This is a genomic window from Streptomyces marianii (assembly GCF_005795905.1).
Classification (GTDB): Bacteria; Actinomycetota; Actinomycetes; order Streptomycetales; family Streptomycetaceae; genus Streptomyces; species Streptomyces marianii.
On the sequence record NZ_VAWE01000001.1, the window covers coordinates 6,544,335 to 6,562,900 of the forward strand.

The following is an 18,566-nucleotide window of genomic DNA, read 5'->3' on the forward strand; positions in this document are numbered from 1 at the left end:
CGGCCCACCGGCGACAGAGGCGGTTCGGCAGCGCCGGCGCACCGACGCCTCCGTACGCCGTGCGCCCGCCCGCCGGCCACGCCCCGTGCTGCCGCCCGGCTACGCCCGGGCCGGGGCCGAGCCCTCCAGCACCGCCGCCCTGCACTGCGCCGGGGTGCCCCACGCGTCCCGCAGCGGGCGCGCCTTGCGCAGCCACAGGGACAGGTCCAGCTCGTCGGTGTAGCCGACGGCGCCGTGGAGCTGGAGCGCGGTGCGGGCGGCGGCGTACGCGGCCTCGCCCGCGGCGGTCTTCGCCGCCGCGACATCCGCGGCGGCGAGCGTGAGTGCCGCCCCGTGTACGAGCGGGCGGGCGAACTCCAGGGCGATCAGCGTGTCCGCCAGCCGGTGCTTGACCGCCTGGAAGGAGCCGATCGGCGCCCCGAACTGGCTGCGCTGCCGCACGTGGGCGACGGTCCGCTCCAGCAGCGCGAGCCCGACGCCGAGCGCCTGGGCCGCCGTCACGAGCCGCGCCCAGTCCGTCGCCTGCCGCACCGCCGCCGCGACGTCGGGCCCGGCGGCGACCACCTCCCCGCCCGTGCCCGGCACGGAGAGCCGCCGCACCGGGTCGACGGAGGCGCGCACCGGCCCGTGCCCGGCGGCGATCCGCAGTGCCAGGCCGTCGCCGTCGCCGTCACCGTGGTCGACCACGAGCAGGCGGTCCGCCGCGTCCGCGTCCAGGGCGTACGGACCCGTCCCCGGCGTGTGCAGCGAGAGCAGCAGGCCGCCCGACGCGATGCCGGGCAGCAGGTGTTCGGCGAGTGCGGGCTCGTTCAGGGCCGCCACGAGCACCGCGCCCGCGACCGTCTCCACCAGTGGGCCCGGCGCGGCGTGCCGGCCCAGTTCGACGAACGCGAGGGCCAGTTCGACCGGCAGCGGCCCGACCCCCTCGTACGCCTCGGGCACGGCCAGCGCCAACACGCCGGAACCGGCGATCCGCGACCACAGCGCCCGGCCGGGTGCGGGGTCGCCCGCCGCCCAGGCGCGCGCCACCGTGGGCGTGTCCGCGGCCGACAGCAGCGCGTCCAACGAGCGGACGAACGCCAGCTGTTCGTCGGTCGGCAGGAAGCGCATGGTCAGCGGCGTCCCTTCGGCAGGCCGAGCAGCCGCTCGGCGATGATGTCGCGCTGGATCTCGTTCGTGCCCGCGTAGACCGGCCCGGCCAGGGCGAACACGTACCCCTCCGCCCACCCGCCGGGTCCGTCCGCCGGCTCGCCCGCCGCGCCGAGCAGGTCGAGCGCCGTCTCGTGCAGGGCGATGTCGTACTCGGACCAGAACACCTTGTTCAGGCTCGACTCCGCGCCGATCACCGAACCGGCCGCGAATCGCGAGGCGCCCGCGCACGTGAACAGCTGGTACGCCCGCGCGCCGATCACCGCGTCCGCGACGCGGTCGCGCAGCGCCGTGTCGGAGGGGTCGGCCGCGGCGCCCCACAGCTCCACCAGGCGCCGCGCCGCGGCAAGATAGCGGCCGGGGGAGCGGAGCGTGAGCCCCCGTTCGCTGCCCGTCGTCGACATGGCGATGCGCCAGCCCTGCCCCGGTTCGCCGATCACGTCCTCGTCCGGGACGAACACGTCGTCCAGGAACAGCTCGGCGAACGCGGGCTTCCCGTCCAGCCGGCGGATCGGCCGGACCGTGACCCCGGGGGCCCGCAGGTCGAACATCAGGTACGTCAGCCCCCGGTGCGGCCGCCCGGCGTCCGGGTCGGTGCGGAAGATGCCGAACGCCCGGTCCGCGAACGCCGCCCGCGACGACCACGTCTTCTGGCCGGACAGCAGCCAGCCGCCCGCCGTTCGGACCGCTCGGGAGCGCAGCGACGCGAGGTCCGAGCCGGCCTCCGGCTCGGACCAGGCCTGGGCCCACACCACCTCGCCGCTCGCCATGGGCGGCAGGATCCGCTCCCGCTGCTCCTCCGTGCCGTGGTCGAACAGGGTGGGCGCCAGCAGGCTGATGCCGTTCTGGGAGACCCGGCCGGGGGCGCCCGCCGCGTAGTACTCCTCCTCGAACACCAGCCACCGGAAGACGTCCGCCCCGCGGCCGCCGTACCGCTCCGGCCACGACACCGCCGACCAGCGGCCGGCGGCCAGCCTCGCCTCCCACCGCCGGTGCTCGGCGAAACCCTCCCCGGTCTCCAGCGAGGGCAGTGGCACGTCCGGGACGTGCGCGCGCAGCCAGGCGCGGGCCTCGGCGCGGAACGCGTCCTCGTCCGCCGTGTGCGTCAGGTCCATCAGCGCACCTCGGTTCCCTAACAAGTGTTTGGTAGGTTAACGTGCCGGTGTGACGGACAACAAGGCTCAGTACGTTCCGGGGCACGCGCTGCTGGCCGGCCGGACCGCCGTCGTCACGGCCGCCGCCGGGGCCGGGATAGGCGGGGCCACCGCCCGGCGGCTCCTGGAGGAAGGTGCGCGGGTCGTCATCGGAGACGTCCACGCGCGACGCCTGAAGGAGACGGAGGAGGCGCTCGCGGACGAGTTCGGTCCGGACGCCGTCGCCTCACTGGTCTGCGACGTCACCGACGAGACGCAGGTGCGGGCCCTCTTCGGCGAGGCGGCACGGCTGCACGGCGGCCTCGACGTCGTCGTCAACAACGCGGGCCTCGGCGGGACGGCCGCGCTCGTCGACATGACCGACGCCCAGTGGTCCCGCGTCCTCGACGTCACCCTGAACGGCACGTTCCGTTGCACCCGGGCCGCGCTGCGGGCCTTCCGCGACACCGGCCGCGGCGGAGTCGTCGTCAACAACGCCTCCGTGGTCGGCTGGCGTGCCCAGGCCGGACAGGCCCACTACGCGGCCGCCAAGGCCGGGGTCATGGCCCTCACCCGGTGCGCCGCCGTCGAGGCGGCGGGGTTCGGGGTCCGCGTCAACGCCGTGGCGCCCAGCCTCGCCATGCACCCGCACCTGGTGAAGGTCACCTCCGCCGAACTGCTGGAGGACCTGACCGCCCGGGAGGCCTTCGGCCGGTACGCCGAGCCCTGGGAGGTCGCCAACGTGATCGTCTTCCTCGCCAGCGGATACTCCTCGTACATGACCGGCGAGACCGTGTCCGTCAGCTCCCAGCATCCCTAGTGCCGTGACCGCACTGGGGGCCGCGGTGGACCGGACATCCGCAGGCCCGGGGCGGGACCGGGTACCCCCGCCACCCGCACCGGACCGGGCGTGTCCGGCATCCGGAGGGGACCGGCCGTCCGCGGGCCGCCCCGAGCCGGACCAGAATGGACACGTGGCCACGACCAAGAAGAAGAACCAGGTGAGCGCCTCGCCCGAGCGGCGCCGCGAACTCCTCGGCACCGCCGCCGAGGTGTTCGCCGCCCACGGCTACAACGCCACCACCGTGCGCAGGATCGCCGACGAGGCGGGAATGCTCGCGGGCAGCCTCTACTACCACTTCGACTCCAAGGAGTCGATCGTCGACGAGATCCTCTCCACCTTCCTCGACGAGCTGTGGGCGGGGTACGACGCCGTCCTCGCCGCCGGGCTCGGGCCGAGGGAGACCATCGAGGCGCTCGTCACCGAGTCCTTCCGGGAGATCGACCGGCACCGCGCGGCCGTCGCCATCTACCAGAAGGAGTCCCGGCACCTCTCCGCCCTGCCGCGCTTCCGCTATCTCGCCGACTCCCAGGAGAAGTTCGAGAAGGCGTGGCTGGGGACGCTGGAGCGCGGGGTCGCCTCGGGCGCCTTCCGGGACGACCTGGACGTCCGGCTCACCTACCGCTTCGTCCGCGACACGGTGTGGGTCGCGGCGTCCTGGTACCGGCCGGGCGGCCACCACGCCCCCGAGGAGATCGCCCGGCAGTACCTGTCGATGGTCCTGGACGGCATCGCCGTACGGGACTGAGCCCCGCACGTCCGCCGACCCCCGGCCCTCCCGGGCCGCCCAACGACCTACGGAGCAGCCATGGCCGATGCATTCATCGTCGAAGCGGTCCGCACCCCGGTGGGCCGGCGCGGGGGCGGCCTCGCCGCCGTGCACCCCGCCGATCTGGGCGCGCACGTCCTGAGGGCCCTGGTCGACCGCGCCGGGATAGACCCGGCGGCCGTGGACGACGTCGTCTTCGGCTGTCTCGACACGGTCGGCCCGCAGGCCGGCGACGTCGCCCGGACGAGCTGGCTGGCCGCCGGGCTGCCCGAGGAGGTGCCCGGCGTCACCGTCGACCGTCAGTGCGGCTCGTCGCAGCAGGCCGTGCACTTCGCAGCCCAGGGCGTGATGTCGGGCACCCAGGACCTCGTCGTCGCCGGCGGTGTGCAGAACATGTCCCGGATACCCATCGCCTTCGCCTCCCGGCGGGCGGCCGAGCCCCTGGGACTCACCGAGGGGCCGTTCGCCGGCAGCGAGGGCTGGCGCGCCCGGTACGGCGACGCGCCCGTCGACCAGTTCCACGGCGCCGAGCTCATCGCACGGAAGTGGGGCATCACCCGCCGCGCCATGGAGGAGTTCGCCCTCGGCTCCCACCGGCGGGCCGTGCGTGCGATCGACGAGGGGCGCTTCGCGCGGGAGACCGTCGCGTACGGCAGCGTCACCGAGGACGAGGGCCCGCGCCGCGACACCACCCTGGAGCGGATGGCGGTCCTCCCGCCCGTGGTCGAGGGCGGCACGATCACCGCCGCCTGCTCCTCCCAGGTGTCGGACGGGGCTGCGGCGATGCTGCTCGCGAGCGAACGCGCCGTACGGCGGCACGGGCTGACCCCGCGCGCCCGTGTGCACCACCTCTCGGTGCGCGGCGAGGACCCGATCCGCATGCTGTCGGCGCCCGTCCCGGCGACGGCCCACGCGCTGAAGAAGACCGGCCTCACCATCGACGACATCGACCTGGTCGAGATCAACGAGGCCTTCGCGCCGGTCGCCCTCGCCTGGCTCGAGGAGACGGGCGCCGACCCGGCCCGCGTCAACGTCAACGGCGGCGCCATCGCCCTCGGGCACCCCCTGGGCGCCACTGGGGTCCGGCTGATGACCACGCTGCTGCACGAACTGGAACGCACCGGCGGCCGGTTCGGGCTCCAGACGATGTGCGAGGGCGGCGGCCAGGCCAACGTGACGATCATCGAACGGATGTAGGGACGCACACCGGGCGCGGGCCCCGGCGTGCCGATCGCCGGGGCCGGACCGACCGCATTTCCCGGGCGCGCGGGGCGGAACCGCCGAGTGGGAGAGCCGGGACCGCGGCGGAGCGTGCTAGGTTGTGAGGGTTGCAGTTTGGTACCCATGAACTTTATGCGCGCCTGACGGGAATGATCCGCAGGCGCTTTATCGTTTTTCCGGCATCTCCGGATGGGGCCCCTACCTATCGGGAGAATGACATGGCCACCGGCACCGTGAAGTGGTTCAACTCGGAAAAGGGCTTCGGCTTCATCGCGCAGGACGGCGGCGGCGCCGACGTCTTCGCCCACTACTCCAACATCGCCACCCAGGGCTTCCGCGAGCTCCAGGAGGGCCAGAAGGTCAGCTTCGACGTCACGCAGGGCCCGAAGGGCCCGCAGGCGGAGAACATCGTCCCCGCCTGACCCTCGGGACGCGTACCACGCGGCCGGGGCCCGCACCTTCGCGGTGCGGGCCCCGGCCTGTGCTGTGCTCAGCACCAGGAAGGCAATTTCGCATGACTCGTTCCGCACGCCCCGCACGCAAGCGGCCGGCCGAGCGCACGGCGAAGCGGGCCCCGAAAGGGGCCGGCGGTGTCGGCCGTACGGTGGGCCCGCAGGACTTCACCGTTCCGGAGCCCCGTGTCCCTGCCCTGGCCGCCGTCCGGGCCTTCGAGGAGCTGACGGACCTGCCGGCGGCGCTGCTGAAGGCCCTCGCCGCGCAGGGGGTCACGGAGCCGTTCCCGATCCAGGCGGCGACGCTGCCGAACTCGCTCGCCGGCCGTGATCTCCTCGGGCGCGGGCGTACCGGATCCGGCAAGACCCTCGCCTTCGGGCTGGCGCTGCTCGCCCGTACCGCCGGGCGCCGGGCGGAGCCGGGTGCTCCCCTCGGGCTCGTGCTCGTTCCCACACGGGAGCTGGCGCAGCAGGTGACGGACGCCCTCACCCCCTACGCGACCGCGGTGAACCTGCGTCTGGCGACGGTCGTCGGAGGGCTGTCGATCACCAAGCAGGCCAACCAGCTGCGGCGCGGAGCCGAGGTGCTCGTGGCGACGCCGGGCCGGTTGCAGGACCTCGTCGAGCGGGGCGACTGCCGTCTCGGCGAGGTGGCGGTCACGGTGCTGGACGAGGCCGACCAGATGGCCGACATGGGTTTCCTCCCCCAGGTCACCGCCTTGCTGAAGCAGGTGGAGCCCGGCGGGCAGCGCATGCTGTTCTCGGCCACCCTGGACCGGAACATCGACCGGCTGGTACGGGGGTTCCTGAGCGACCCCGTGGTGCACTCGGTCGACCCGTCCGCCGGTGCCGTCACCACCATGGAGCACCACGTCCTCCACGTCGCCGACGAGACCGACAAGAAGGCCGTCACCGTGCGCATAGCGGCCCGCGACGGCCGCGTCATCCTCTTCCTCGACACCAAGCGTTCCGTGGACCGTCTGGTCAAGCGGCTGCTGGCCAGCGGTGTACGGGCGGCGGGCCTGCACGGGGGCCGCACCCAGCCCCAGCGCAACCGCACCCTCGACCAGTTCAAGAACGGCCAGGTCAGCGCGCTGGTCGCCACCAACGTCGCCGCCCGCGGCATCCATGTGGACGACCTGGATCTCGTCGTGAACGTCGATCCGCCGATGGACCACAAGGACTATCTGCACCGGGGCGGCCGCACCGCGCGGGCGGGCGAGTCGGGCAGCGTCGTGACCCTCGTACTGCCGGACCAGAAGCGGGAGATGACCCGGCTGATGGCGGACGCCGGGATCACTCCGTGTACCGCCGCGGTCAGGTCCGGGGACGAGGAGCTGGCCCGGCTGACCGGAGCCCGCGAACCGTCTGGTGTGGCGGTGACCGTCGAGGCGCCCCCCGCCCCCCAGTCGGCCGCCGCGAAGTCCCGGCCGAAACGGAGGCGCGCGCAGGGCGGCGGCCGTGCCGGTGGACGTGGCGAGGCCGTCCGCGAGGACACCGGTGCTCGCACCGACGGCGGGCGCCGGACCGGTGCGCGAGACGAGGCCGGCCGCACGGAGCGGGGATCGGCCGACGGCGGGCGTGCCAAGGGCGGCCGCGCAGCCCGGGGCGGTACCGGCCGTGACGACGGCGGACGTGCGAGGGGCGGCCGCGCCGCCCAGGGCGGCACCGGGCGCGGCGAAACCGGACGCACCGGTGCCGGGCGGGCCGGGGGCGGCGCGGGGCAGCAGCGCGGACGCACCGCGGGCCGGCCTCAGGGCGGGTCCAGGGGCAGCAGCGCCGCGGCCCGCTGATGCAGTGACCGGGACCACGGGGCAGCCGCCCCGCGGTCCCGGCCCGGGGACGCGGGCCGCCGCCCGGGGCCGGTGGCAACGGTTCAGTCCACGGTCCGCAGCCCCCGCAGCACCCCCTCCGCCTCCGCCATCACCCGGCCGACCAGCTCCGCGCAGCTCGGCAGGTCCCCGATCACGCCCGCGACCTGGCCGGACGCCATCACACCGAGATCGGTACGGCCCTCGACCATCGCCGCCCGCAGCAGCATCGGGGTGTTGGCGGCGAGCAGGACCTGGCTCCAGGAGAGGTCCTTGCCGTGCCGCAGCGCCAGGCCGTCGCGGACCATCTCCGGCCAGGACAGCCCGGAGAGCTTCCGGAAGCCCGCCGCCCTGCGCAGCGCGTGCAGCAGGGCGCGGGTGCGACCGGAACGTTCGAGGGTCTCGACGAGGTCGGAGCGGAGCATACGGTGCGGCAGGCCGTCGACGGCGGTGGTGACCGTGACGTCCCTGACGGACGCCGCCAGATAACGGGCCTTCACCGCGTCCGGCACCGTCGAGTCGGACGTGAGCAGGAAGCGCGTGCCCATGGCGATGCCCGCGGCCCCGTACGCGAGCGCCGCCACCAGACCGCGCCCGTCGTGGAAACCGCCCGCCGCGACGACCGGGATGTCCACGGCGTCCACCACCTGCGGCAGCAGCACGGTCGTCGCCACGTCGCCGGTGTGCCCGCCGCCCTCGCCGCCCTGCACGATCACGGCGTCGGCACCCCAGGCCGCGACCTTCTCGGCGTGGCGCCGCGCGCCGACCGACGGGATCACGACCACGCCCGCGTCCTTGAGCTCCGCGATCAGCTCCCGGGACGGGGCCAGCGCGAACGACGCCACCCGTACGCCCTCGTCGACGACGATCCGCACCCGTTCCCGGGCGTCCCCTGCGTCGGCCCGCAGATTGACCCCGAACGGCGCCTGAGTGCGGGCCTTCACCTCGCGGACCGCCTGCCGCAGCCGGGCCGGCGTCATCGTCGCGGAGGCCAGGACCCCCAGGGCGCCGGCGTTCGCGGCCGCCGAGACCAGCCGAGGTCCCGCGACCCAGCCCATGCCGGTCTGGACGACGGGGTGCCGCACTCCGGTGAGCTCGGTGAGCGCCGTCCTCATCGGGCGCCGATCTCACGGTCGCGCCGGCCGTCCGGATCGAGCACCTCGCGGACGAGCCGCAGCTCCTCGGTGGTGGGTTCGCGGGTGCGCGGGACGGAGCCGCCGCCGGGGACGGCGAGCGGGAAGCCGGTCGCCTCCCGGACCTCCTCCAGGGTGACGCCCGGATGCAGGGAGGCGAGCCGCATCGACCGGTCCGGCGTCTCGAAGTCGAAGACCCCCAGGTTCGTGACGACGCGAGGGATCCGGTGGAAGCGCGCCCCGCCCGCGCGGTCGTACCCGACGCCGCTGACCATGTCGACCTTCTCGACGAAGACCCGGGTCGAGTGCCGGGGGACCCAGTAACTGACCCGGTTGTTGAGGGTGTTCACCGGCGCCCCGCGCACCCCGAGGAGCTGGCGCGCCGGCCGGGACCAGTCGCCGATGCAGGAGATGTTCTGGTTGCCGTACCGGTCGAGCTGGCTCGCGCCCATCATGACGTGCCGCTTGCCGCCGGTGACCACCGTGAGATGGCGACGGTACGGAAGCCAGCCCTCCACCTCCCCGTCCGGACCGACGAGCAGCGCCTCGCCGTCGGTGAGCAGGAGGTCGGGGGAGAAGGTGCGCCGGGCGAGCCGGGCGCCGAGGGAGGGGATCAGCCCCATGGGGCTCGCCAGCACCTCGCCGTCGCCGCGCCACGCCTCGGCGCAGGCGATCACGCAGTACTCGGAGCGGGACGGCACGGGGGTGCGGACCTGGTCGACGCTCACCGCTGCTCCTCGTGCCAGGCCCGCACGGCGGACCGGTAGGCGTGCTCGTCGGGACCCGACAGGAAGCGCTCGGCGAACTCCGGCCACGGCGTGGTCGCGTACAGCTTCTGGAAGGACTCGTCACGGGCGTGATCGGGGGCGCAGGACGTGAAGTGCGCCCCGTCCGGGGCCTCGACGACGCCCGTGACGGTGTGCCGTCCGACGAGCAGGGTCTGCGGGGCGGCGTCCTTGGTCAGCTCGGCCGTCTCCACGAGCCGCTCGCACGAGACGTACGCCTCGTCGGCCGCCTCGCAGAAGAGGTCGTCGAAGTAGGGGTCGGGCCCGAGGTACTGGCCGTTGCCGAGCCGGTCGGCACGGTTGAGGTGGACCAGGGCGGCGTCCAGGCGCAGTGCCGGGACCGCGACGAACTCCTCGCCGTCGCCGTACGGCGAACGGACCGTGCGCAGTTCCGGGTTGACCCGCATGACGTCCGAACCGAGGCCGGCCCGCACGGGCATGAAGGGGAGCCGGTTGGCCGCGGCGTGCAGCCCCCACATGAACATCGCCTCGTCCAGCTCCGTCATCGCGATCGTGCCCGCCTCGCGGGCCGCCCGGAAGTGGGGCTCCAGCGGTACGGAGTCGAGCGTCGCGAACGGCGCGACCAGCCTGCGCACCCGCCCCGCCGCACACAGCATCCCCACGTCCGGGCCGCCGTAGGAGACGACGGTCAGGCCGGTGGCCCCGGACCGCAGCAGCGCCCGTACCAGGGCCATCGGTTTGCGGCGCGAGCCCCAGCCGCCGATGCCCAGGGCCATGCCGCTGCGCAGCCGCCCCGCGACGTCGTCGGCGGTCATCGTCTTGTCCGCCATGGGTCAGGCCTCCTTGCCGAAGGTGTCCCGGACGCGGCCCGCGGTCCCGGCGAGGTTCGCCTCGAAGGTGAAGCCCTGCTCGTACCGGTAGCTGCGGTGCACGTCCACCGGGTCGATGCCGTTGATGGCGGCCTTGGCCAGCCGGATGAGACGGCCGTCCTTGGCGGCGACCTCGCGCGCCAGCCCCAGGGCCGCGGCCCGGAGCCCGTCGCGGGGGACGACCCGCCAGACCGAACCGTGGGCGCGCAGTTCGGCGGCCGTCACGGTGCGGGAGGTGTAGTACAGGGTGCGCATCAGGTGCTGGGGGACGAGCCGGGCGAGGTGCGTGGCCGCCCCGAGCGCGCCCCGGTCCAGCTCCGGCAGCCCGAAGACGGCGTCGTCGGAGGCCACCACGGCGTCGGCGTTCCCGACGAGTCCGATCCCGCCGCCCAGACAGAAGCCGTGCACGGCGGCCACGACGGGGACCTCGCACTCGTAGACGGCCCCGAAGGCCTCGTGGCAGCCCCGGTTGGCGCCGATCAGGGCCTCGTGCCCGGCGTCGCGCTGCAACTCCTTGATGTCGACGCCCGCGTTGAAGCCGCGGCCCTCGGCGGCCAGGACCACACAGCGGACCTCCGGGTCCCGGCCGGCGCGGCGCACGGAGTCGGCGAGTGCGTACCAGCCGTGGACGGGGAGGGCGTTGACGGGCGGGAAGTCGACCGTCACGACGCGAACGCCCTTCTCCGGGCTTGCGGTGGAGACACCCATCAGCGGATCAGCTACCTTTCCACCAAACGTTTGTTAGGTGACTGCTCGTCAGGAAGGTAGCAGCCGATGGAGCTGGACGGGAGGGTCGCGGTCGTCACCGGCGGAACGCGCGGTGTCGGCGCGGGCATCGCAAGGGCGTTCCTGGCGGCCGGGGCGGACGTCGTCGTCTGCGCCCGCAGACCACCCGGCGCACCCGTCGCCTCCGCAGGACGCACGGCCCGGTTCCTGCCCGTCGACCTGCGGGAGCCGGCGGCCGTCGACGACTTCCTCGCCGAGGTCGCCCGCAGCCACGGCCGGCTCGACGCCCTGGTCAACAACGCCGGCGGGGCGCCGTACCGGCTGCTGCGGGACGGCGGCCCGGCGCGGCACGCGCGGGTGCTGGAACTGAACCTGGTCGCACCGCTGACGGTCTCGCTCGCCGCGCACGGACTGCTGCGCGCCGCACGCGGGTGCGTGGTGATGGTCGGCAGCGTGAGCGCGACCCGGCCGTCGCCGGGAACCGCCGCCTACGGAGCGGCCAAGGCGGGGCTGGAGAGCCTCGCCCGGTCCATGGCGGTGGAGTGGGCGCCGGAGGTCCGGGTGAACACGGTCGTGCCCGGAATGGTGCGCACGGAACTGTCGCACCTGCACTACGGCGACGAGCAGGGGGTCGCGGCGGTGGGCCGCACCGTACCGCTGGGCCGGCTCGCCGAACCGGGCGAGATCGGCGACGCGGCCGTGTTCCTCGCGTCCCCAAGGGCGGCGTACATCAGCGGGGCGTCCCTGCTGGTCCACGGAGGAGGGGAGCGCCCCGCGTTCCTCGGCGCCGCGACGGTCAACGGGGGCGGGTCGGGCGGCGGGCCCGCGGTCGCCGGTGGGGCGGTGGTGGACGGCGCCAGGGCCGGGGTGGACCGCGACCGGTCCGGTGCGGGCGGCGAAGGGCCCGGTGCGGGCGGCGCCGCGGGCAGGACGGCCTGCGCCCCCGCGAGGGCCGCCGACGACAAGGAGGGCTGAGATGAACGCAGTTGCCGGGATCTGCCGTGACCGGGTGGTGGCCGTGACGGGTGCGGGCCGTGGGCTGGGGCGCGCACACGCGCTGGCGTTCGCGGCGGAGGGCGCGCGGGTCGTGGTCAACGACCTGGGAGTCGGGCCGGACGGCACCCCTGTCGGGGACAGCCCGGCCGGCCGGGTCGTCGAGGAGATCCGCGCGCGGGGCGGCGAGGCGGTGCCCCACTCGGGCGACGTGGCCTCGGCCGAGGGAGCCGCCTCGCTGGTGGCGACGGCGCTCGGCTCCTTCGGGCGGCTCGACACGCTCGTCAACAACGCCGGCTTCCTGCGCGACCGGATGCTGGTCAACCTCGACGAGGACGACTGGGACGCCGTGGTGCGGGTCCATCTGAAGGGCCACTTCCTGCCCCTGAGGCACGCGGCGGTCCACTGGCGGGCCGAGACCCGGGCGGGGCGCGAGCCCTCGGCCCGCGTCGTCAACACCTCCAGCGGGGCGGGCCTGCTGGGCTCGGTCGGCCAGGGGGGCTACAGCGCGGCCAAGGCCGGCATCGTGGGCCTGACCCTCGTCGCGGCGGCGGAACTGTCGCGCTACGGCGTCCAGGTCAACGCCATCGCCCCGGCCGCGCGGACGCGCATGACGGAGCGGACCTTTGCCGAGGCGATGGCGGCGCCGGAGGACCCCGGAGCCTTCGACGCGATGGCGCCGGAGAACGTCTCGCCCCTGGTGGTGTGGCTGGGCTCGACGCCGTCCGCGGGCGTGACCGGCCGGGTCTTCGAGGCGGAGGCGGGCCGGATCACGGTCATGGAGGGCTGGCGGCGGGGCCCCACGGCCGACCGCGGTGCCCGCTGGACCCCGGCGGAGGCGGGGGAGGAGGCACTGAGACTCCTCGCGGAGGGGACGCCGCCGCAGCCGGTGTACGGGGCGCGGTAGCCGGCCCCGCCGGCCGGACCCGGGTGCCCGGGCCCGGTGACGGCGGGGCGCGGTCAGGGGCGCCGGCGCGGGCGCTCGCGACAGGATGACCGCCGCCCGTGGTCCGCTGCCTGTCGTTCGGTGTGGCGGGGTGACGGAAGCTCCCTCAGGTGTCGCATTCGAGAATCGTCCGGCAGAGCCCGCACCGCGCCCGCACCCGGCCCCGCACCGGGACCCGGATCCGCTGGTGGCAGGTGGGGCAGGGGAACGAGACCCGCAGCCCGCCGCCCGGCGCGTGCTCGAAGGCGTACGGCGAGCCGTGCCCGGGCCGGTCCGGCCCCGGATGGTCCGCTGCGTACCGCCGGTCCTTGGCGTAGCGGCGCCGCCCGTTCCACCCGGCCGCCGAGAGCGGGGGCTGCCGGCCGTCGCGCAGCGCCCGGTCCCGGCCCTTGGTGTACGCGGTGTACCCCTGTGGGCTGGTGAACCAGACCGACGGGTCCTCGTCGAAGACCAGGGCGCGTTTGGCGAGCACGTAACCGAATTCCTCCGGGGTCAGATAGCCCAGTTTCTGGCTGGACAGCTCGTCCTCGCGGTAGGCGTCGAGCAGTAGCCAGCCCGCCCCGAGATAGGTCGTCACCGTGTCGGTGAGGATCTCGTTGTCCCGGGTCCCGTGGAACTCCAGCCCCAGCCGGTGCAGCAGCACGTGCGTGATCTCGTGCGCGAGGGCCGCGCCGATGTCGCGGCGGTGGCGGCGGAACCGGTCGTTCAGTTCGATGAAGTACTCGGGGCCCGCGGTGAGTTCCACGCTCGCGGCGTGGTGCATCTCCCGGAAACTCACGATCATCCGGGCCTCCGGCAGCCGCAGTTGACGGACCAGCGCGCGGGCCACCCGCTGGGCCCCCAGATGGAGGTCGTCGTCGTCGGCGAAGGCGACGTCGGCCGGCGGGACGCTGCCCGCGTAGGCGCGCACGCCGTCGTACGAGAGCCGCTTGTGCAGCGCCGTGATCGCCGCCCGCACCGTGTCGAGGTGCGGGAAGCCGTGTACGACCTCGCTGCCGTTCGCCATGCCCGAACCCCCTGTGGGTGCTGTCCGAGGCCGGTCCGCCACCGGCCGGGAGGATGTCCGGACCCTCCCGACTCTACGGCGCGCGACGGCGTCTCGACGGTTGCCCGCGGTGCCGTCGAGGGTTCTCGTCTGGCCGAAAAGTACTTCTTGTGGGGCTCGTGTGACGCTCCCCATAATCCGAAACACGCTTTGACGGGCTCATGTCACTACCCAGGGCAAGGGCCCGCCTGTGCGCACGCGTCAACCCCCCACGAAAGAAGGCAGACCTTGAACAAGCTCGTTCGCGCCCTCAAGAGATGCGCGGTCGTCGGCGCCGTCGCCCTCGCGGCCGTCAGCCTCCAGCCCGCCTCCGCCTCCGCCGCCGCCCCGCCCGTCGTCGGCGGAACCCGCGCCGCCCAGGGCGAGTTCCCCTTCATGGTCCGGCTCTCCATGGGCTGCGGCGGTTCCCTGCTCACCCAGCAGATCGTCCTCACCGCCGCCCACTGCGTCGGATCCTCCGGCAACAACACCAGCATCACCGCCACCGCCGGTGTCGTGGACCTCCGCAGTTCCAGCGCCATCAAGGTCCGGTCCACCAAGGTCCTCCGGGCCCCCGGCTACAACGGCAACGGCAAGGACTGGGCGCTGATCAAGCTCGCCCAGCCGATCAACCTGCCGACGCTGAACATCGCCGAGTCGGCCGCGTACGACAACGGCACCTTCACCGTCGCCGGCTGGGGTGCGGCTCGCGAGGGCGGCCCGCAGCAGCGCTACCTGCTCAAGGCGCAGGTCCCCTTCGTCTCCGACGCCTCCTGCCGGCAGTCCTACCCGAGTCTGATCGCCGACGAGGAGATCTGCGCGGGCTTCACCCAGGGCGGCATCGACACCTGCCAGGGAGACTCCGGCGGACCCATGTTCCGCCGCGACAACGCCGGCGCGTGGATCCAGGTCGGCATCGTCAGCTGGGGCCAGGGCTGCGCCCGCCCCGACTACCCCGGTGTCTACACCGAGGTCTCCACCTTCGCCTCCGCGATCAAGTCCGCCGCGGCGACGCTGTAACCAGGCCGGGCGCCCCTCGCGCCGCACCGGCCGCGCACTGACCTGAGGGCGCGGCGGGGAAGCCGTCGCCGGCACCGCCGGCGTACGTCCTCCCCGCCGCGTTCCAGCTCCGGCACCGACAGCTCGTCGGTCACCTCGCGCCAGGCCGGACACGAACGGCGACTCCTACGGCGCCGCCGACCGGTACCGGCCCCGGGTAAAGCCGTGGACCCAGCCGAATGCCCGCGCCAAGCACGGCAGTTCCAGCGCCGCGTCCCCGGGGAAGCCGCCTCCGCGACCGCCCGGTACAGCCCGGACAAGCCCCGCAGTGCCCCGTCCCGCCCGCCGCCCCCAGCCGGCGCCGCCGCCGGGCCCCAGCCCCCGTCCCGACGAGCCACGACGACCCCGCCCGCTGCGCCCGGCCGTTCACCCACCGTGCCTGCACCGCTGCGACCCGCTTCCGCGAACGGCAGGGTCGGAGCGTCCCCGGCGGCCGGAGCGACCGCGTCCCGGATCCCGAACACCCCCCGACCGTCACCCCCCGGCCGACGTAAGCTCACACTCCATGACCACCAGCGAGACGAGCGGCACCGACGACTCCGTCCTGGCCGAGCTCACCAGGCTGCGCGAAAGCATCGACAACATCGACGCGGCCGTCGTCCACATGCTCGCCGAGCGCTTCAAATGCACCCAGCAGGTCGGCCACCTCAAGGCCGAACACGATCTCCCGCCCGCCGACCCGGCCCGCGAGGCCCGCCAGATCGCCCGGCTGCGCCGGCTCGCCGAGAGCGCCAAGCTCGACCCCGGCTTCGCCGAGAAACTCCTGAACTTCATCATCGCCGAGGTCATCCGTCACCACGAGCAGATCGCCGACACCCCCGGCGCCGCCACCGGCAAAGGCTGATCAACACACATACCCCCGTGTACGGGACCGGGGCCATCGGGCAGCATGGCCCCATGCCCGTACTCACGCATGACGAAGCGCAGACCCGAGCCCAGCTCCTGGACGTCCGCCGCTACTCGGTCGAACTCGACCTCACCACCGGCGAGACCTTCGCTTCACGCACCGTCATCGAGTTCACCGCCCGCGCCGCCGGCGACACCTTCGTCGAACTCAAGCCCGCGGCCCTGCGCTCGGCGACCCTCGACGGACAGCACCTCGCCCCGGAGAAGCTCGTCGACAACCGGCTCCCGCTCACCGGGCTCACCGAGGGAGAGCACGAGCTGCGCATCGACGCCACCATGCGCTACTCCCGCACGGGCGAGGGCATGCACCGCTTCACCGACCCCGCCGACGGCGAGACGTACGTCTACACCCAGCTCTTCCTCGACGACGTGCAGCGCGTCTTCGCCGCCTTCGACCAGCCCGACCTCAAGGCGGTCTTCGAACTGTCGGTGACCGCCCCCGAGGGCTGGACCGTCCTCGCCAACGGCGTCACCACCGACCACGGCGACGGCCGCTGGACCGCCGCACCCACCCCCCGCATCTCCACCTACCTCGTCGCCGTCGCCGCCGGACCCTGGCACTCCGTACGCACCGAGCACCGGGGCCTGCCCTTCGGCATCCACTGCCGCCGCTCCCTCGCCCGCCACCTGGACGAGGACGCGGACGAGATCCTCGACATCACGCGGCAGTGCTACGACCGCTACCACGAGAAGTTCGAGGAGCCCTACCCCTTCGACTCCTACGACCAGGCCTTCGTACCCGAGTTCAACGCCGGCGCCATGGAGAACCCCGGACTCGTCACCTTCCGCGACGAGTTCGTCTACCGCTCCGCCGTCACCGACACCGAACGCCAGACCCGTGCCATGGTCATCGCCCACGAGATGGCCCACATGTGGTTCGGCGACCTCGTCACGCTCCGCTGGTGGGACGACATCTGGCTGAACGAGTCCTTCGCCGAGTACATGGGCTACCAGACCCTCACCGAGGCCACCCGCTTCACCGACACCTGGACCGACTTCGCCATCGGCCGCAAGTCCTGGGGATACGACGCCGACCAGCGCCCCTCCACCCATCCCGTCGCCCCCGACCCGGACAAGGTCCCCGACACCGCCTCCGCGCTGCTCAACTTCGACGGCATCTCCTACGCCAAGGGCGCCTCCGCGCTCCGCCAACTGGTCGCCTGGCTCGGCGAGAAGGACTTCCTCGCCGGGATCAACATCCACTTCGCGCGCCACCGCTTCGGCAACGCCACCCTCGCCGACTTCATCGACTCCCTCGCCGAGGCCACCGACCGCGACGTGCACACCTGGGCCGCCACCTGGCTGCGCACCACCGGCGTGGACACCCTCACACCGCGGATCACCACGGGCACCGGCACCTGGCGCCTCGACATCGACCAGGACGGAAGCCGGCCGCACCGCATCGCCGTCGGCGCCTACGACCGCGACCCCGTCGACGACCGCGCGCTCGTCCTGCGCGAACGCTTCGAGACCGACGTGCCCCAGGCCGAGAGCGGCACCGTCCGCACCGGCCGCCGCCCCGACCTCGTCGTCCTCAACGACGGCGACCTCACCTACGCCAAGATCCGCCTCGACTCCGCGTCCGAGGAACCGGCCCTGCGCGGTCTCTCCGGTATCCCCGACGCGCTCACCCGCGCCGTCGTCTGGAACAGCCTCCGCGACATGGTCCGCGACGGCAGGCTCGAACCCGCCGCATACCTGGAGACCGCCCGCGCCCACCTCCCGCACGAGCGCGACCTCGCCGTCGTCCAGGGCGTCCTCGCGTTCGCCCGGGCCCAGATCGCCGACCGCTACCTCACGCCCGGGGAACGCCCCGCCGCGCTCGCCCTGCTCACCGGCCTCACCCGCGACCTCATCCGCCGCACCGAGGACGGCAGCCACCCCGACCTCCGCCTCACCGCCGTACGCCACTTCATCGACGCCGCCGCGCACCCCAACGGACTCCACGACTGGCTCGCCGACGGCAGCGTGCCCGGCGGCCCCGCCCTCGACGCCGAGCTGCGCTGGCGCGTCCTCGGCCGGCTCGCCGTCCTCGGCGCCACCGACGAGGCCGAGATCGCGGCGGAACTCGACCGCGATCCCAGCGCCACCGGGCAGGAGGGCGCCGCCCGCTGCCGTGCCGCGCTGCCCACCCCGGAGGCGAAGGCGGCCGCGTGGTCCCGGCTGTTCGACACCGACGACCTGTCCAACTATGTCTTCGCCGCGACCGCGCAGGGCTTCTGGCAGGCCGAACAGGCCGAACTCGTCAGCGCGTACGTGCCGCGCTTCTTCCCGGCGGCCGTCGCCCTCGCCGACCGGCGCGGGCCCGCGATCGCGGAAGCGGCCGGGCGCTACGCCTTCCCCCTCCACGCCGTGGACGCGCAGACGCTGCGCCTCGGCGAGGAGTGCCTGCGCGACGCGACGATGATCCCGCTGCTCCGGCGCAAGCTGGTGGACCAACTGGACGACCTGCGGCGGGCGCTGGGGGTGCGCGGGCACGGCGCGTAGGGCGGGCGCGTTGCGGGTGCGCGGCGCGTGGAGGGGGCGCCGCGCCGCCCCCCGCGCGGGCACCCGTCGCCGGGCCCCGCCCCGGCGACGGGCGGCCCCGTGGCGCGGTGCCTCGTGCCCGCACGGAATCGGAACCTCTCGTACTGGCGTCCGTGGCGGTGATTCCGTCGTGCGGGAGGCGGAACGTCCTCGTATCGGCGCCTGTGCGGAGATCGCGTCGCCCGAGTGCGGTTCCGTCGCCGGGGGTCGGTCCCGCATTCGCCCCTGGACCGTGGCGCGTTGAGCGGGGCGGTTCTGTACC

General features: G+C 74.1%; 17 protein-coding genes. 10 read left to right on the plus strand and 7 right to left on the minus strand.

Annotation, left to right across the window (positions count from 1 at the left end; translation table 11 throughout):
• Positions 1-99 precede the first annotated feature (99 nt).
• Entirely contained in the window at positions 100-1,110 is a 1,011-nt protein-coding gene (locus FEF34_RS29660) for an acyl-CoA dehydrogenase family protein (RefSeq protein ID WP_138055897.1), read from the minus strand.
• Between the two features lie 2 nt (positions 1,111-1,112).
• Entirely contained in the window at positions 1,113-2,264 is a 1,152-nt protein-coding gene (locus tag FEF34_RS29665; protein ID WP_138055898.1) for an acyl-CoA dehydrogenase family protein, read from the minus strand.
• 49 nt (positions 2,265-2,313) lie between these two features.
• Here FEF34_RS29665 and FEF34_RS29670 point away from each other — a divergent pair, with 49 nt between their 5' ends.
• The 5 genes from FEF34_RS29670 to FEF34_RS29690 all read left to right on the plus strand — a co-directional run bounded on the left by FEF34_RS29670 (position 2,314) and on the right by FEF34_RS29690 (position 7,358).
• Positions 2,314-3,102, plus strand: a complete 789-nt coding sequence (locus tag FEF34_RS29670) for an SDR family oxidoreductase (protein WP_138055899.1) — start codon at positions 2,314-2,316, stop codon at positions 3,100-3,102.
• A gap of 154 nt (positions 3,103-3,256) precedes the next feature.
• Positions 3,257-3,871 (plus strand): TetR/AcrR family transcriptional regulator, encoded by a 615-nt coding sequence (locus FEF34_RS29675; protein ID WP_138055900.1) that lies wholly within the window; start codon positions 3,257-3,259, stop codon positions 3,869-3,871.
• Between the two features lie 60 nt (positions 3,872-3,931).
• Entirely contained in the window at positions 3,932-5,089 is a 1,158-nt protein-coding gene (locus FEF34_RS29680; protein ID WP_138055901.1) for an acetyl-CoA C-acetyltransferase, read from the plus strand.
• A 242-nt stretch (positions 5,090-5,331) separates the two neighbouring features.
• A complete protein-coding gene (locus tag FEF34_RS29685; protein WP_093653209.1) occupies positions 5,332-5,535 on the plus strand; it encodes a cold-shock protein in 204 nt (67 codons plus the stop codon).
• 92 nt (positions 5,536-5,627) lie between these two features.
• A complete protein-coding gene (locus tag FEF34_RS29690) occupies positions 5,628-7,358 on the plus strand; it encodes a DEAD/DEAH box helicase (RefSeq protein WP_138055902.1) in 1,731 nt (576 codons plus the stop codon).
• An 83-nt stretch (positions 7,359-7,441) separates the two neighbouring features.
• Here FEF34_RS29690 and FEF34_RS29695 read toward each other — a convergent pair whose 3' ends face one another.
• The 4 genes from FEF34_RS29695 to FEF34_RS29710 are packed head-to-tail and all read right to left on the minus strand — an operon-like array spanning position 7,442 to position 10,832.
• Positions 7,442-8,491 carry an NAD(P)H-dependent flavin oxidoreductase gene (locus FEF34_RS29695; protein WP_138055903.1) on the minus strand — a complete coding sequence of 350 codons (1,050 nt, stop codon included), beginning with the start codon at positions 8,489-8,491 and terminating at the stop codon, positions 7,442-7,444.
• Complete coding sequence (locus FEF34_RS29700; RefSeq protein WP_138055904.1) at positions 8,488-9,237, minus strand: CoA-transferase subunit beta; 750 nt, start codon at positions 9,235-9,237, stop codon at positions 8,488-8,490. Before FEF34_RS29700 ends, FEF34_RS29695 begins: the two co-directional genes overlap by 4 nt.
• Positions 9,234-10,085, minus strand: a complete 852-nt coding sequence (locus tag FEF34_RS29705) for a CoA transferase subunit A (RefSeq protein ID WP_138055905.1) — start codon at positions 10,083-10,085, stop codon at positions 9,234-9,236. The genes FEF34_RS29700 and FEF34_RS29705 overlap by 4 nt, the downstream gene beginning before the upstream one ends.
• A gap of 3 nt (positions 10,086-10,088) precedes the next feature.
• On the minus strand, positions 10,089-10,832 hold the full coding sequence (locus FEF34_RS29710; protein ID WP_138055906.1) for an enoyl-CoA hydratase family protein: 744 nt from the start codon (positions 10,830-10,832) through the stop codon (positions 10,089-10,091).
• A gap of 66 nt (positions 10,833-10,898) precedes the next feature.
• Between FEF34_RS29710 and FEF34_RS29715 the strand changes: the two genes are divergently transcribed.
• The gene (locus FEF34_RS29715) at positions 10,899-11,825 is read left to right on the plus strand and encodes an SDR family oxidoreductase (RefSeq protein ID WP_234042611.1); all 927 of its coding nucleotides are present in this window, start codon (positions 10,899-10,901) and stop codon (positions 11,823-11,825) included.
• A 1-nt stretch (position 11,826) separates the two neighbouring features.
• Complete coding sequence (locus tag FEF34_RS29720; RefSeq protein ID WP_138055907.1) at positions 11,827-12,750, plus strand: SDR family oxidoreductase; 924 nt, start codon at positions 11,827-11,829, stop codon at positions 12,748-12,750.
• Between the two features lie 145 nt (positions 12,751-12,895).
• On the opposite strand, the gene FEF34_RS29725 is transcribed toward FEF34_RS29720, so the two are convergent.
• A complete protein-coding gene (locus FEF34_RS29725; RefSeq protein WP_138055908.1) occupies positions 12,896-13,795 on the minus strand; it encodes a hypothetical protein in 900 nt (299 codons plus the stop codon).
• Positions 13,796-14,062: 267 nt separating this feature from the next.
• Here FEF34_RS29725 and FEF34_RS29730 point away from each other — a divergent pair, with 267 nt between their 5' ends.
• From FEF34_RS29730 to pepN, 3 genes are all read left to right on the plus strand, one after another.
• Positions 14,063-14,833: a S1 family peptidase gene (locus FEF34_RS29730; protein ID WP_138055909.1), complete on the plus strand. Its 771-nt coding sequence runs from the start codon at positions 14,063-14,065 to the stop codon at positions 14,831-14,833.
• A gap of 544 nt (positions 14,834-15,377) precedes the next feature.
• Positions 15,378-15,716 carry a chorismate mutase gene (locus FEF34_RS29735; protein ID WP_138055910.1) on the plus strand — a complete coding sequence of 113 codons (339 nt, stop codon included), beginning with the start codon at positions 15,378-15,380 and terminating at the stop codon, positions 15,714-15,716.
• Between the two features lie 53 nt (positions 15,717-15,769).
• On the plus strand, positions 15,770-18,265 hold the full coding sequence (gene pepN, locus FEF34_RS29740) for an aminopeptidase N (protein ID WP_138055911.1): 2,496 nt from the start codon (positions 15,770-15,772) through the stop codon (positions 18,263-18,265).
• The last annotated feature ends 301 nt before the right edge of the window (positions 18,266-18,566 follow it).